Annotated in this window: 14 protein-coding genes; 2 read left to right on the forward strand and 12 right to left on the reverse strand. The window is 47.0% G+C overall.

Going from position 1 to position 15,179, the window contains the following annotated elements; genetic code table 11:
* Positions 1-182 precede the first annotated feature (182 nt).
* The 12 genes from JW953_11940 to JW953_11995 form a co-directional block, all read right to left on the reverse strand.
* Positions 183-920 carry a class I SAM-dependent methyltransferase gene (locus JW953_11940; GenBank protein ID MBN1993403.1) on the reverse strand — a complete coding sequence of 246 codons (738 nt, stop codon included), beginning with the start codon at positions 918-920 and terminating at the stop codon, positions 183-185.
* 24 nt (positions 921-944) lie between these two features.
* The gene (locus JW953_11945; GenBank protein ID MBN1993404.1) at positions 945-2,009 is read right to left on the reverse strand and encodes a glycosyltransferase family 4 protein; all 1,065 of its coding nucleotides are present in this window, start codon (positions 2,007-2,009) and stop codon (positions 945-947) included.
* A 70-nt stretch (positions 2,010-2,079) separates the two neighbouring features.
* Complete coding sequence (locus JW953_11950) at positions 2,080-4,023, reverse strand: glycosyltransferase family 39 protein (GenBank protein MBN1993405.1); 1,944 nt, start codon at positions 4,021-4,023, stop codon at positions 2,080-2,082.
* The gene (locus JW953_11955; protein ID MBN1993406.1) at positions 4,020-4,946 is read right to left on the reverse strand and encodes a glycosyltransferase family 2 protein; all 927 of its coding nucleotides are present in this window, start codon (positions 4,944-4,946) and stop codon (positions 4,020-4,022) included. The genes JW953_11950 and JW953_11955 overlap by 4 nt, the downstream gene beginning before the upstream one ends.
* 5 nt (positions 4,947-4,951) lie before the next feature.
* Positions 4,952-6,013, reverse strand: coding sequence for a hypothetical protein (locus JW953_11960; protein ID MBN1993407.1), 1,062 nt, complete (start codon positions 6,011-6,013; stop codon positions 4,952-4,954).
* The gene (locus tag JW953_11965) at positions 6,010-7,020 is read right to left on the reverse strand and encodes a hypothetical protein (GenBank protein MBN1993408.1); all 1,011 of its coding nucleotides are present in this window, start codon (positions 7,018-7,020) and stop codon (positions 6,010-6,012) included. The genes JW953_11960 and JW953_11965 overlap by 4 nt, the downstream gene beginning before the upstream one ends.
* Positions 7,021-7,213: 193 nt before the next feature.
* Positions 7,214-7,969, reverse strand: a complete 756-nt coding sequence (locus JW953_11970) for a hypothetical protein (GenBank protein MBN1993409.1) — start codon at positions 7,967-7,969, stop codon at positions 7,214-7,216.
* 67 nt (positions 7,970-8,036) lie between these two features.
* A complete protein-coding gene (locus tag JW953_11975; protein ID MBN1993410.1) occupies positions 8,037-8,540 on the reverse strand; it encodes a beta-1,4-galactosyltransferase in 504 nt (167 codons plus the stop codon).
* Positions 8,537-8,986, reverse strand: coding sequence for an oligosaccharide biosynthesis protein Alg14-like protein (locus JW953_11980; protein ID MBN1993411.1), 450 nt, complete (start codon positions 8,984-8,986; stop codon positions 8,537-8,539). The genes JW953_11975 and JW953_11980 overlap by 4 nt, the downstream gene beginning before the upstream one ends.
* A gap of 14 nt (positions 8,987-9,000) precedes the next feature.
* Positions 9,001-10,104, reverse strand: coding sequence for a glycosyltransferase family 2 protein (locus JW953_11985; GenBank protein ID MBN1993412.1), 1,104 nt, complete (start codon positions 10,102-10,104; stop codon positions 9,001-9,003).
* An 18-nt stretch (positions 10,105-10,122) separates the two neighbouring features.
* A complete protein-coding gene (locus JW953_11990) occupies positions 10,123-11,100 on the reverse strand; it encodes a glycosyltransferase family 2 protein (protein ID MBN1993413.1) in 978 nt (325 codons plus the stop codon).
* A 12-nt stretch (positions 11,101-11,112) separates the two neighbouring features.
* Complete coding sequence (locus JW953_11995; GenBank protein MBN1993414.1) at positions 11,113-11,589, reverse strand: transposase family protein; 477 nt, start codon at positions 11,587-11,589, stop codon at positions 11,113-11,115.
* Positions 11,590-11,981: 392 nt separating this feature from the next.
* Between JW953_11995 and JW953_12000 the strand changes: the two genes are divergently transcribed.
* Together JW953_12000 and JW953_12005 are read left to right on the forward strand one after the other, a co-directional pair.
* The gene (locus JW953_12000) at positions 11,982-13,358 is read left to right on the forward strand and encodes a hypothetical protein (protein MBN1993415.1); all 1,377 of its coding nucleotides are present in this window, start codon (positions 11,982-11,984) and stop codon (positions 13,356-13,358) included.
* A gap of 30 nt (positions 13,359-13,388) precedes the next feature.
* Complete coding sequence (locus JW953_12005) at positions 13,389-14,894, forward strand: M1 family metallopeptidase (GenBank protein ID MBN1993416.1); 1,506 nt, start codon at positions 13,389-13,391, stop codon at positions 14,892-14,894.
* Positions 14,895-15,179 lie beyond the last annotated feature (285 nt).

A 15,179-nucleotide genomic window follows, 5' to 3' on the forward strand; every position in this document is an offset into this window, starting at 1 on the left:
TCCAACTGCTCCCCATTATCTAAGCACTAACCTCCAAACCAAGAATAACAGCTATCTCTGCGGATAGTGGGTTGTGACACTGATGTATCCTTAGGACTTACGCAAATCGTTGATACGTTCCAGAGGTGACAGTCACTTCGCAAGTGACTGTCACCTCTGGAATGTGCGTAAGTCCTATCCTTTTACTTTCGTTTAAGTACGTAGTACTGATATAGACCTTTTGAGTTAAGCCAGCCTTTTCGCCGTATATCTTCTGAAACTTTATATAGAAGGGGAAGTTTAGATGCGAAACCGGACAAAGGCGGGAACAAGTAAAAACTTCCTAAACGCCGTTTGATTAAAAAATGATTCTCAAACAAACCTTGTAGTATCTTGGGCGAAATATAACTTTCCAGTAATTGCCCGGTTCGGTTGGTATTCCGGCGCAAAATAACCGCTTCTGTTTTGCGTACTACCTCAAAAATGCTTTGCGGATTCGGCGTGGAAATGATGCTCCATCCTCCTGGGGTAATCATTCGTGCTATTTCAATAACAGAGAAGGGTTGTAATTCTTGCTCAATATGTTCCAGTACTTCAGAACAGACGACCAGATCAAACTTTTGATCAGGAAATGGAAAACCAGGTAATGCTGCGGTAGAAAATTTTATCTGCGGGTAATTTGGAAGAATATTTTTCATGAGTGGAGTTGCGGTAATATCAACTGAAATAACCTTATCGAATCTTTCGGCCAGAAACCTGGAAATTTTTCCAGCTCCCGCGCCTATATCTAAAACCGTAGCGGATGAGGGTAAAGCGAGCGAGTTTATCAACTCGAATACAACCTGATACCTCTCGTAATCATCGTATGACAGTTTTCGACTGGTTCCAAAAAACTGTTGATAAAATTCTTGTGATTGATGTAGCTGGTCGCTTTTGCTCAAAGCTATTCTCCTAACAGCGATCATTTAAGAATTGAGGATTTTTTGATAGGCAGGCAACAGGTGAGTATCCACTATTTTTTGCCAGCTATGTTCAAGCACTGACGAACGCGCATGGTTCTGTATTTGGTTAAGTAAAGTTTGATCTCGCGCAATGCGGATAAAGGCATCATTAGCCAGTGCTTCCGGCGTATCGTCTATCAGTAACCCGTTAAAACAATCTTGGATAAAATATTGGTGACCTTCGGTATTTGTAGCAATTACCGGCAACCCACAGCCAAGATATTCGGCTACTTTGAGTGGTGGTTGAATGTAGTAACCGCTCTCTATGGGGAGGTAGGAAACACCCATATCAGCAGCAGACAAATAAGCCGGAACTGATTGATAGGGGACATATCCCTCAAAAACCACACGATCAACAATACTTAAATCTTTGGCCAGGTTAATCAGGTTTAGTTTATCGGGGCCATTACCAATCAAAACCAACTTCAGTTGAGGGCATTTCACCTGGGCCTGTTTTAGCGCGTAGAGAAGCGTATCAAGTCGCCGTCGTTTATCCAATACACCAGAATAGATAAAAATAAAATCGTTGTTAGAGTACCCCAATCGCTCTCGAATTTTTGAATTGCCGACGGGGTTAAATTTTTCAAGATTGACTCCTAACGGAGCAATATAAAAATTAGGTTTCATTGTGCCAAATATAGATCGAGCAACACTTTCTGATATTATAAAAACAGCATCGAAAAACAAGACTTGCCGCAATATGGGAGAGAGGTTTTCGAGTCTTCTTTTTATTCCGGAACTGATTGGTCCACTGCGTATATTATAAATCCATTTAGCTTTAGATATTCGTCGTCCTAACAATGGCAACAAAAATGCGCCGGAGAAGGGATAAACATGAACTAAATCAAAATACTCTGTTTTTACATAGTCCAGTACGCTTTGGATAAAAGAGGTAATGCCTGTTAGTGTTCGGCCAGAATTGACTGGTATACGAGTTACTTTTACACCATTCACACTTTGTGATGATGGCTCGTCAGGCCGTCCTAGAACGATGGCGTATACATCAGTCCCAGACCTGGCTTCATTCATTGTATTTTCATACAAATCGGTAAGTCCTTGATCTGGGTAAAAGTTAAATGCTACGTGACAAACGCGCACCTTAATCTTGCTCCGTTAAATTCTCATCTTCAGTATTTGGCGTAAAAAAGTCTAATGACAGGAACGATTGTACGATACCGTTATCATAAACTCGCAAACGTGATGGTCCACTGAGATAATCGGCAAAACTTTCAGACGGCGGAACAAGCTCAATAACCTGTTCCTTTGGGAAGGGAATAGAGAAACCCTTAATCATATCATATTCACGATGAACGATTAAACTTGCCGGTTCATACGTAGTTGGATTCCGGGGATCAATAATTTCTGCTTTATCCAGATATAAACTAGATTTAGCACTGGCAGCTAGAGTATTGTTGCCATACACATTTTTAACATAATTAAACCCCTCAATTTCAGAAATATAGAAACCAGGCCGAACACTCAGGTTGCTTACATATAATGGGCTATCTGGAATAGATCTGGTAGGCGAGGTTATCATTAGAGCTAGGATGAGAAAAAGAATTAACGGCGTTGTTAAAGATGCCATTATTTTCAGCTTACCCTGAATGTAAAGTAGCCTTGACAAAACAGTGGCTACTAACAAAGAAGCTGGTACATAGAGAAAAACAATCCAGCGAGCGGGTAAAATTGCGGCTGCGCCAATAACACTTGCGCCGTAGGTAACACCTAGAAATGCTCCAAGCAAGGAGGTTAACACTACACTATCATTCTCTTGAGTTTGATTGTTAAACGAAGCTAATGCCCCCACCAGGGAAAATATTAATAAGACTGTCCATCCGGCTTCTCCTAGGAATACGGACCATTTGTTTAATGAACCTGCAATGGACACAGATTCAACATTACCCAGTTCCACAGTGGATAAAGCTGATTTAACAGATAGTGTCGCCAGACTGAAAAAATCAAGGTTGGGTCTTAAATAACTTACCATCCAATAGGACAGCATACCAACACCTACTATAATCGAGAGGGTCGTACTCACCAAAATAGACGACCTGCTCATGCGATCATTGATGAATCTCATCAACCCTGGCAGTGCCATCATAACCAGTAGAGCGAAAAATAAAATGAGTGTTGCCAGTGAGTGAGTCAGCACCATAATGCTACTAAAAAGTATGATGATTATAGTCCAGCTAATCTTTTCCCCAGGTTTTTGTGATTCCTTCCGTTCAAAGAGACTCAAAAGTATCAGAATAAAAAAAACAATAGCCAGAGTCATTGGTATTATTTGCACACCCCACTGAATTTGGTAGTCACTTAAGCTTATCAGTAGGGCTGCAAATAGCCCCGTCCTGGCCTCAAAAAGCATTTTACCAATAGGAAAAACACCCAATAGAGCAATAGACTGAAGAATACTCACCAAAAATATACCCATTTTGGAGGTTAAGCCGGATACCAAGCAAAAAACTGCGGCTAGCAAATGCATAACCGGGAAAGGGCTATAAGAACTTTCTGGAACTTCACCAGTGACCATCAATTCCTCAATAAGTCTTTGATGGTAAAAAGGATCATTTCCCGACACGCTGGGGTAAAGAAAAAAGGCTCCAGCTCTAAAGCTTATGCTTAACAAAAGAATCTGGCCTAGCAATACTGCCTGCTTCCAGGTAGGGGCGCAATCAAGTATGGTAATCTGTAAAACCACTATGGCTACAGCACTCAAGAAAAATCCAAAATAGGCTGGATTTCTGTAATAAAGCGACTCTCTAAGTACAAAAATACTGGTTAGTAAAAAGATAAGAAATACAAATACTACTATCACAAAAGGTTCGGTAGCGGTTTGCCAAAATGATGAGGGATTACTCGATTTCCTCTCGCTCAAAAAATTTCTTATAGAAAGGTAAATCAGGCAAGCAATAGATATTGCATATCCCAAGTGAGTTCGATTTAAATTGTAGTATTCACTGGCAAAAATTGCCGCTATTCCAATTCCAAGTCCTACTATGGCCAAAAAAACATCAGTACGGCTAGTTATTGTGTTAATATTCAAGATGGAAGCCTCCGAACCCAACGTCTAGACCCTTTCCACAAAATCTGAGGAATTTGTGGAAATATTTCACGCAAACGCCGAAAGCGAAAGTAAAATAATACTTCTTCATCTTCAATTTTGGGTTTGCGTTGAATTAAACTTTTTAAGTATCCCCAGCCGTAAGCTAGAAATAAATATTTGGGATGATTGAATAAAGCGGTATGGGCACAATGTCCAAGAACAATAAGGGGATGATAACCAAGATAATACGACTCTGCCCCCCTCATAACCCATCTTGCCCATAGTGAGGTTGACTCATGTGTTTTTCGTAACATATTGGCTTGAATGTGTTCAAACCGACAAAGTTTCCACCCCTTTGTCACTGCCCTGGCTTCAGCTACTGTTTCGGGGGCGCGTACAATTTGTATTCCGCCAATTTGCTCGAAGCATTGACGCCGATATAGACGTATACCATCTGTGGGGTGATCCCCCAGAACTATCTCAATTTCTTTGTTAACTTTCCCTTTGTTTCCTTCGTAGATAACCATGCTAGGACTGGCTATACCCAATGACGCACTTTTATCAAACTCCTGAACTAACAATTCAAAACAAGAAGAATCGAACAAAACATCTGCATCAATCTTCCCCATTAATTCATAGGTAATACCTGCTTTCTCGGCTGCCAGTTGGAGTTGTGTAAAACCATAATCAACTACTTCGGCAAAATGTTTTCCCAATCCTCCAGGACCCGGCGGCAGTGAACGACTAATAATCCAGGAATTATTTGCCGTAAGCTCATCTATGATCTCCTGAGTTCTATCAGTGCTACCATCGTTTACAATAAGCCATAAGGCAGGGCGATGGCTTTGTTTCAGAATTGATTGAGCCGCAGTTGGCAGATTGTTTTCTTCATTCCTTACCGGAGTCATCAGGAGATAGTTCATTGCTATCACTGCCTCTCAAACTTATTATTCAATACTTCTACAGCATTTGAGAAATGATAAGGTTTAGCCAAGTTTGGCAAGTTCAAGACAAAAGACCGAACATTTTTAACTTGATTTAATTGAGCCTGTGCATCTTTCCACCGTTTGCTCAATGAATTATCAGGGAAAACGTAAGTGTAAGCTTCCACATATCGCGGATATACGCCAATATGACCAATATTATAGTTTGAATGGTCTTCCGCAGCAGAAACAGCGACCAATTGAGAAAGATTGTTACCAATCTCTAATTCATTCAGGCTAATTTTGTGGTCTGAGCTGACTTTACATTGAATAATACTGGTCAGGCAGCTTTGATTTATTGTTGGCAGATCTTTTGATTTGAAACGCATTAGAAATAAAAGAAGTCGAAACCTATCAAAAGTTGAAAGGGTTTCGGTTGGCAAATATTTATATCTAAAAGCAAAAATACCGGCGAGGGCAGGAAAACTGAATACCTGACCATCGCCTACAATCACGGTATCATCACCCATTATCCGCCACCCATTACTTTGACGGAGCAGGGTCATAAGTAAGGTTGTTTTATAAGTTCCACCTCGTCCAAACAAAATAACGGCCCGTCCATCTTTTGAGGCGGCAGCACCGTGCACCAAAAAGTATTCCTTTTGGGATAGGCGGTAAGCTACAATTTGTTTCAACAACAGTGATTCCCAAAACATACCTGGAGCCAAAATCTGTTTCAAGCTCTTATAGGTACCGGAGATACGAATACAGGTTTTACCGTATTCAAAGCCCTTGATTTCAACTTGCCAATGGGCAGTGCGGTAAGCATCTTTACAGTAAAAATAATTTTCGCGCACAAAGAATTGGTGATCAACCAAATAACATCCCTGCTTATCAGGTTCAAAGTCTCCGATTTCTAGAACAATATCCGGCTTACGGTCCAGATTGGTCACCTGGAAATATCGAAATGGTTGGCTAATTTCTTTTATAGGATCAAAGGCGGCAGACCTTTGAACGCCAATAGAAACCAGGCCGTGGATATCATAGTACTCTGTTACGGTCGTCAAGCGATCACGTTCCCCGTATTGATAGTTTCATCTTTAGTACCATACAAATCTAAAACACACTTAAGTACATTGGAAGTGATTTTTTCAGGCATAGTAATTTGGCGATAAGGGATATTGACGGGTAAATTCCTATATAATAAAGCTTCATATATTTCCCAATGTCGGGCGAAATCTGATTCAGGAAATAGGCAACCGTAGAGTGCTGTATGACGAACGAAAGGAAAGAATTCAAGTTTTTGATTGCTCACTGTCCGTTTAACGATCTTGGCTCGATCAACCGGCTGGTAAAAAAATTCCTGCCCGCTGAGCAATGAATTAAATTCGGCAATATCTGCCGAGGCTTGTAAAGCATTTGGGAATACTTTTACCGAACTAATAGGGGTAAACACTTTTACATATCCCCCACTAAAACGATAGACCAGATTCCATACTTTGAAGCGCAATTTTTTCGTCTTTGATAAGGTTCTCCATACACTAGGTCGTAGATTGTAACCAAACATATTTAGAGGTGAAAAAAAACTAGAAACTTGCCCATCTTTGCAAATAACAAAATTATCTCCTAAATAGTTGAAGCCTTTTTGGTCAACTGCTTCTAAGGCAATGGTTGTTTTGCCGCCTCCCCCACGTCCTGAATATATAGCTGCCTTGTTTCCCAATGAAATTGCCGAGGCATGGATGAAGGAATACCCCTGCTTGGTTAGCATATATTGTATAAAAAAGTCAATCACCCGGCCCGGAATAAATGGTAGGCCAGATAAATTAGCATTTACTCTTACTTTACATTGAGCCGCATCAAGTCCCGTAACATCAAACTGCCAGTTCCCTCCCAACTTTTCCGATATTCCAGTATGATACATATAACCTGGTTTGCCATAGTATTCGTCATCAAGAATATTACAGCCTGTTAAGGATGGCGTAAATGATCCGACTTCAATTGTTAGATCAGGGGGAACATCTAACGCCAATGGTACACGAAAAGCTTGATACCGCTGGTTGATATCTAACAATTTGCGTAAACTACCCACATTGTGGTCAACAATATCGAAATTAAAAATATGGTGTACAGTGTAATGGTAAATCATTATTTCAATAATAGGACTTACGCAAATCGTTGATGCGTTCCAGAGGTGACAGTCACTTGCGAAGTGACTGTCACCTCTGGAATGTGCGCAAGTCCTAAATAAACAAACATCCGAGTATTTATTCAACCGGAAGCTGATTACAGCTTGTTCCGATTACCTCTAACCAGTGGTAAGGTACTGTAACTTCATCAAGATAAAGGTTCAGCCTCATCTTATTTGCCAAATCAGATTGAAGTAACGATGAGTCCATATCCAAACGTTGTCTTGATCCTGGCTCCAAGAGAAATATCGCTAATAACACCTCTGGGGCAGTATTGTCTTTACAAGTCAGAATGTATGTATGAGGATTTTGTTCGTGGTTTACAATAAAAACTTCCATCTGTCCAGATAATCGAGGAATGACATAAAACTCGGTATAATTTTCCTGTGCTATGGGTTGGTGTAGCGAAATGAATAGAATTAAGATAACGGCAGTAATGATGGCAACGGATATAGTAAGAACACTTTTTTTTATTGAATTATCGAGATCGTCAGAGGTCATCTGTTGGCGAAAAACAAGTGTTGCCAATAAAAACCAGGAAACAATCAGGCTGGCTAAGGTAATAAATTCACGGGTTATATTGATATTGAGGATCACCAAACTAAAAGCCTCTAGTGTTACTAATACTGCTCCCAAGGTGAAGATGAGAATAAAACGTGTAACATCTGGTTTATCATTATCCTCAACAAGAATCTGGGTTAGCAGCCAACCCGGAATAATGAATATTCCAATTATGCTGAGTAAATCCCCAATCCAGGCCAGTTCAAAAAACAATGAGGCTAGCGTAAAAATACTAAAAAATAATACGATAAAAAATTCCAGGAAATATTTCATTAGCTACAATCAGAGATACAACCACGGATACAGCCGATTTTTGCACTCAAGGCGCTGAGAATTTATGTTAAGATTTGCTCATTATTGACATTGCAGACACATTCCACGCATTTAATTGTCCACGTAAAGCATTGATTAGCATGGTAGACGTGCTCGCTTTATATTCATAAGTTGACTGAACTAACACCGAAAATAATGTGCTTATTGATGGTTCCGTCACCACCACCGCCTGACCCCTGGCTTGTAAAGCTGTTGCCAATTGTTGTTGGTGGTCATCCACCACCTCACCAAATTGCTTCAACCGGGGTACCACCACCAAAGGTTTACCCTGGCGCAAGGCCGTAATAATGGCGCCGGCGGCGGCGTGCATTACAATGATCCGGGCGGCCTGGGTCAACTCAACCATCCGTTGGCTGGTGGCAAAATCAAAATACTCGGCGTGTTTCGGCCGGTAGGTTGAACTGCCCCGCTGGATGATGACACGCTCGTCGAGTTCGGCGGCCAATTCGTCCGCCGCCTGCACCAGCCGGTCAAAACCCTGATTGTGCGTGCCCACCGTTACCAAAATCATATCACCGCCCCTTTGTATTGGGCCTTGGGGCCGCAAACCTTTAACAATTGGGGCCACTGCACCCAAAAAACATCCACCACCGGATAAACCAGCTTGCCGGTCAACGACAGGTCCTCCACCCGGCACCAACTTTCAATAAAAATGGTTTTGCAGCCCAACAGTTTGCCTAAATAAAAAAAGGGCAGCGCAATTTCGGCGCCCAGGCTCACTATCACCTGGGGACGTTCCCGCCGCAAAATTGACCAGGCCCAAAACGTGGCCCGGAGCATGCGCCAAACACTGGTCCCAACGTTGTCGGTAAAGTAGGCCGGGGCAATGGCCCGCACCTCCCCCTCCCGGGCGCTGTGATAGGTGGCAAAAAAAATGTCGTGCCCCTTAAAAGCGTCGAGAATTTGTAAGGTTTCGGTGAGATGACCGCCGTGCGAACAGGCCAAGCAGATTTTCATTACCGCTTCTCCTCCTAAACCAAGATCAAAGCCACCCGCTGCAACCAGTAAAAAACCGGATCAAAAACCAGATGCGCTGCTTGGGCTATCGGTCCTCCCCCGGTTTGCTCATACGCCAGCCGGTAGGCACACCGGGCAATCAACTCGCGGTCTGATATTTGTTTCAAGGCCTGCACCTGTTGCCGGCTACGCCTGATTTGCGGCCAATGGGTGGCAATCCACAGATAAGCCCGTAGTTTGTTAGCTAAATTTCTGCGCTCGCGCACCAGCACAAAACCCCAGGTGATAATTTCGGCCAGCAGCAGGGCCGGTAAAAGGGCCAGCAACGTGCGCCAGTTTAAACTTTTGAGCAGTTTAAGGTAACGATTGCGCTCCTGGTAAAATGTTTTTTGCGGGCCAAACCGCAGCGTGTAATCGTGATACACTACCGCCTCGGGCACGTACCAACAGCGATACCCGGCCAGCCGCGCCCGCCAGGAAAGGTCGGTGTCTTCCATATACATAAAGAAGGTGTGGTCAAAACCGCCGAGCCTGGTGAACAACTCCCGCAAAATCACAAACGCCGCGCCCGAAACCGCATCCACTTCATTCTGGCTCGACAGGGCATTTCGCTGCTGACCCACCCCCCGGCAGAGAGTCAGGCCGGTGTAGTGGATGTCGTTGCCACAGGTGTTGATGATTTCTTTATCCTTGAGCAGCAAAATTTTGGGCGTAACCAGCCCCACTTGAGGGTCAGCCACCAGCGCCTCCAGCAGGGCATCCAGCCAGCCGGGCACCACCACGGTATCGGGGTTGAGAAAGGCCAGGTAACGGCCCGTGGCGGCCTGCGCGCCCAGGTTGCAACCCCGACTAAAACCTAAATTGCTTTCACTGCGAATAAGTTGTACGGTAGGGAAATGCTGGGCCACGTAATCGGCGCTGCCGTCGGTAGAGGCGTTGTCAAACACAATGATTTCGTCGTTTGGATTAAAATTGGATAGAAGCGAGTTAAGACAAGGCGGCAAGTAGCGCCAGCCATTATAGTTGACAATGACCACACTGCACCGGGCCGTTTCCCGCCAGGCCATCGGCGCAAAACGGAGGGGGGGGTATAGTTGAGTGATTATCTCGGTTGGCATCTCCACCTCCTGCCGGGTTCAGGCTTCCGGTTCGCTGGAACGCAGCATGCGCATCAGCGGTTGACCGGCATGAACGACAAAGCCGGCCAGCAAAATCACCAGGCCAACTATGGTAAACGGAAAGGTGGCGGTCAAGTAAACCGGATCAGGGGGAGGATGGGGTTGGTAAAAATCCGGGGGCCATATTCCCCAGAGCAGGCCAAACAACAGGCAAAGCACGCTCAAACTACTACAGCAAAGCGCCGGCCGGTGGCAGGCCGTCAACCTTAAAATTCCGGCCAGCACCAGCAAGCCCTGCACCAGCACCGAACGTTTGACCTTACCCTCATACCGAACCGTAACCGGCACTTCGGCCACTCTCAGCCCAAACTTGCGGGCCAAAAACTGCATTTCGGATTCTACGGCAAAGCCGTTGGATTGAAACGAGATGGCCCGCAAGGCCCCGGCGGAGAAGGCTCTAAAACCGCATTGGGTGTCGGTGAGGGAGATGCCGGAGATTTGGTTGATGATGAAATTAAAAACGCGGTGTCCCCAGATACGGTGGCGGGGCGTGTTGCTGGTATTTTGCAGGTAGCGAGAGCCAACCACCAGGTCCGCCTGACCGGTCAAAATGGGGGCGATCAGCCTGGTCGTTTCTTGAGGCAAATGTTGTCCATCGGCGTCAATCGTGATCACCAGATCAGGGTTCAATTTGTAAGCCGCCCGGAAGCCGGTGTCCAAGGCGGCGCCCTTACCTTGGTTTTGCGCGTGGCTTACTACGGTTGCGCCGGCGGCCCGGGCTACCTCGGCAGTGCCGTCGGTGGAGCCGTCGTCTACCACCAGCACCACGGCCGCATACCGGCGCATCTCCAGCGCAATCTGGCCAATCGTTCGGGCCTCATTGTAAGCCGGAATGATGGCGACTACGGTTTGGTCGCCAGGATGATAAGGATGTTGCCTTTTGGGAAGGGTAGGTCTGATATTTATCAAGTTGACGTCGTAATAAGCCAGGGCCATTTTTCTTCTCCGTTAGGGTAGGGTCTGGGTGACGCTCGCTGCGGGGTTATCAGTTTTTAAGCCATTATGATCAACGATCTCTAATAAAGCGGGATGTTCTTGCAACACCTGCGCCACAGTTTTGCCTTCGCCGCGTTTGGGCGGTCTGGACCAGCGGCCATTGGCCAGTGCAGATAGGGCAGGCAAAATATCGCGGGTGTTCCGGCTGACGGTTGATTTATCAACCTCAAACAAAAACCCCAGGGCCTCCGTATTCAAATACAGGTGGAGCAACATCAGGGTCATCAACAACCGGTCCTTCAGCTTTAATTTATAATCCGGCCCGCCGCCGACACAGCGCCGGCGATCGGGGCGATCAAGCCGCTGGTAATGTTTACGTAACCAGTAGGGTTCCAATTTTTGCAACAATTCATTGAATTTGACCACGCTCACCCCGCTAAGCTCCTGAAAGAGGATGGGTTTTTGTTTTAATTGTTCATAAGTAATCATCAGCCCTCACCTTGTTTTACCTGATGATGGACTACACCGCTTTGTTAACATTTTGTAATTATCGTGCAACAACTACAAGTTATAGTACAACAACCTAGTCTTCCTTCAAACCCCAAAAGTTAGGGGTTGTGCTTAGCCAAAGGTACTACTTGCTATTTTTGACGAACGACGAACGACCAACGCCGAACGACCAACGACAAAGTTTGGTCGTTCGGCGGCGCCAACAGAGCTATTAAGGCTGAAGGCAACTTATTTTGGTGAATTCCTGAAAATTGATGACCCGGATTACCTATTGGTGGTGGTAACTTATTATGATACCATGGTAATTGGTTTACCGGGCCAAAGGACGCGAGGAGGAGGCAGGGGTTTAACTAAGTTAAGGAGGCCAACCTATGCAACGATCCATCCCATTCCTCTGGATTCTGGTGATCTTGCTCTTGATTTTCAACTTGGGCCTGGCATACAGCCTCAACCGGGCCAGGCTTGCGGCCATTACCACCCTGACCAAAGTTGAAACAATGCTGGATCACCTGGCCAACGACGAACTGGCATTCAACGTTGAAGTGAACCAGCCCGTGCCGATAAAGGCAGAAATCCCCTTTAATCAAACCGTAGCCGTTCCCCTTGATACGGTGGTGCCTATTGACCAGGCCCTGACCCTGCCCTTTCCGCTGCCCAATACTGACCCGCTCGAGGTTCCGCTCAAACTGGAGGTGCCTCTCAAAATGGTGGTGCCGGTTACTTTCAACCAGACCATTCCGCTGGATACGGTCGTGCAGTTGCGCGCCACCGTTCCGGTCAAGGTCAGGCTGGGGCAAACTTCGCTGGCCGGTTACCTGGGGCAGGCCAAACTGTACACGGCCCACCTGAAAAGCCGGTTGATGCTCCTGCCGGGAGCGCCAGCAGGATTAGCCCTGGTAGCCCCCGCTCGCCGGGCCGATCTGGATATTGAGCCGGTCCAGGCGAATGAACCCTCTCCGAGCACCCAACCGCCGGAACCTGCTCAATCCGCTGAACCTTCCCTGGTTGAGTCTCAACTTGTTGAACCACAACCTCCTGAACCGCAATCTGTTGAGCCTGTTCCACAAATTGAACCGCAGCCCGCCGCTCCACTCGCCGGCCAACAACCTACCCCCATTGTTGAACCGGGAAACGCGCCGGAAGGCAATGCGTCGGGAGTGACTCCCGATCCGCCCCCTGCTGTTATTCCCCCACCGGCAACGCAGCCGGCAGCGGAGACAACGCCGGCGCCATCGCCGGAAAATAACCCTCCGCCGGCCACCCCAACGCCAACCCTTCAGCCTTCTCCCCGGCCAACCAATAGCCAGGCTGTGCCAAACCCCACCGCCATTGTCACCCCGCCTGTTGCCAATAACAACCAGCAGGCGGCCCTGTTGAGCTACGCCGAAACCGTGTCTGAACTGGGGGGACAGATTACCATCGCCGGGGAAGACTTTAAACAAAGCACGCTGGCCTACGCAGGCGGCGGTTTAACCCTGGCCGAATTTCAAACCGAGTTTTTAATATTTGAGCCAAAAGTGCGCGGCCCCATGCAACAGATCAACCGGCTCACTCCTCCCCCGGCCGCAGAGGGGGTCCATCAAAAATTGACCGCCGGCCTGAACCAGTGCGACCAGGCCATGGATTTGATGACCCAATGGTTTGAAACGCAGCAGAGCGACGCCAAAGAAACGACGGCGATTTTGATCTTTACTTGTTTGAGTCAGGTTGAGGAAGCAAAAGCCGACCTGCGCGACCTGGTAAATTGAGTTGAACAGGAATATCCCATGAGATTTTTGTTGACCAACGTCATCTTCATCATGGGCCTCGTCTCGCTCCTGGCCTGTCAATCAATAGGGGCCGGCGGGAATGAGCCGCCTGTTGCCACATTACCCTCCGACCCTTTTGCAGCCGATTGGCATGACCGGGCCATCTTTCGGTCGGGCCTGGTCAAGGCGGAGCAGGATATTTTGGACGAGCTGCCGGGAGCCAGTACGTACCGGATAAAGTTACAGATTTCCGACGACCTGCTCGCCTTCACCGGGCAGGAGGAAGTGCTTTACACCAATCGAGAAACCGTAACCCTTAATGAAATTTATTTTCGCCTGTTCGCCAATACCATGGGTGGTCAAGGCGCGGTGGCGGACGTCAAGGTCAACGGGCAGGTCGTGTCACCTGAGTACGAATTCCAGAACAGCGCTATTCGAGTGCCCCTGCCGGCGCCGCTGGCCCCGGGCGAGCAGGCCCATCTTCAGCTAAACTTTGTTGTTCAAGCCGGCCAAACCTCGGCGGGCAATTACGGCTTGTTTGGCTACATTGATGAGTTTTTGATGTTAGACGGATTCTACCCGGTGATTCCGGTTTACACCGAAAAAGGTTGGTATCTCCAGGTGCCGCCGCCCAACGCCGACACCTCTTACTCCGACGTCAGTTTTTATCTGGTGCAGGTGACCGCGCCGGCCCGGTTAACGGTGGCGGCGAGCGGCGTTGAGGTTGAACGCCGGGTTGAGGCGGACCGCCAGATTCTAACGTTTGCCGCCGGCCCGGCCCGTGATTTTTACCTGGCGGCCAGCGAAAACTTTGCCGTGGTCAGCGCCACCATCGGCGAAACCACCGTCAACAGTTACGCCCCATCAGACCAAATGGGCCAGGCCGAACTGGCGCTGGAATTTACCGCCAACGCCCTGCGCACCTTCAACCAACAATTCATCCCCTACCCTTATACCGAGTTTGACGTGTTGGGCCTGCCCATTGAGGCCCTGGGCATAGAGTATCCCGGCATTGTGGGCATCTCTCTGCTGCTCTACGACCCCGACCAAAAAATAGGCGCGGTCTCCTCGCGGATTCTACTGGAAAGTACGGTGGTGCACGAAGTAGGGCACCAGTGGTTTTATAACCTGGTGGGCAACGACCAGATAGACGAACCCTGGCTCGATGAGTCGCTGGTGCAATACACCACTATAATTTACTTCACCAACGTCTATGGGCAGGCCACCGGCTGGACGGTTCGCGCCTCTTGGGAGAATCAGTGGCAGGCCATTGGCCGGCCGGACATGCCCATTGGCTTACCGGCCGCCGCCTACACCCGCGACGAATACACCGCCGTTGTGTATGGTCGCGGCCCCCTTTTTATCACCGCCCTGGCCGAAACAATGGGGCAGCGCTCATTTAATGAATTTTTCCGCGATTACCAGCAAACGCACAAATGGCGCCACAGCAGCACCGCCTCCTTCAAACAACTGGCCGAACAACACTGCCAATGCGACCTGACCGGCCTGTTTGAAACCTGGGTTTATGAGAAATAAAATAGGAGTTACGCAGTTGGATAAAATAGGACGCAGATGAACGCAGATTTTCGCTGATTAGGTCAAAAAATATTTAAATTCTGCGTTTTCAGCGTGAATCTGCGTCCAAAATTCCTTCTATACTAAAAACAGAATGGAACCAATACTTTTGTTAAGCGACAAGCTGAATGTCATTTCGAGGCCATAAGCCGAGAAATTTCCTTCTAAAGGTACGGTTTCGAGGAGATTTCTCCCTTCGGTCGAAATGACATATCCGCCATTGTTACTGAAAGTAATGGTTTCAAA

This window comes from Anaerolineae bacterium, assembly GCA_016931895.1.
GTDB lineage: Bacteria > Chloroflexota > Anaerolineae > 4572-78 > J111 > JAFGNV01.

What these genes read in the sequence shown, in the direction of transcription:
- JW953_11945 (MBN1993404.1), bottom strand. Translation starts at nt 2,009, where the DNA reads ATGAATGAAGCCAGGTCTGGGACTGATGTATACGCCATCGTTCTAGGA.
- JW953_11955 (MBN1993406.1), bottom strand. Translation starts at nt 4,946, where the DNA reads ATGAACTATCTCCTGATGACTCCGGTAAGGAATGAAGAAAACAATCTG.
- JW953_11970 (MBN1993409.1), bottom strand. Translation starts at nt 7,969, where the DNA reads ATGAAATATTTCCTGGAATTTTTTATCGTATTATTTTTTAGTATTTTT.
- JW953_11975 (MBN1993410.1), bottom strand. Translation starts at nt 8,540, where the DNA reads ATGATTTTGGTAACGGTGGGCACGCACAATCAGGGTTTTGACCGGCTG.
- JW953_11980 (MBN1993411.1), bottom strand. Translation starts at nt 8,986, where the DNA reads ATGAAAATCTGCTTGGCCTGTTCGCACGGCGGTCATCTCACCGAAACC.
- JW953_11985 (MBN1993412.1), bottom strand. Translation starts at nt 10,104, where the DNA reads ATGCCAACCGAGATAATCACTCAACTATACCCCCCCCTCCGTTTTGCG.
- JW953_11990 (MBN1993413.1), bottom strand. Translation starts at nt 11,100, where the DNA reads ATGGCCCTGGCTTATTACGACGTCAACTTGATAAATATCAGACCTACC.
- JW953_11995 (MBN1993414.1), bottom strand. Translation starts at nt 11,589, where the DNA reads ATGATTACTTATGAACAATTAAAACAAAAACCCATCCTCTTTCAGGAG.
- JW953_12000 (MBN1993415.1), top strand. Translation starts at nt 11,982, where the DNA reads ATGCAACGATCCATCCCATTCCTCTGGATTCTGGTGATCTTGCTCTTG.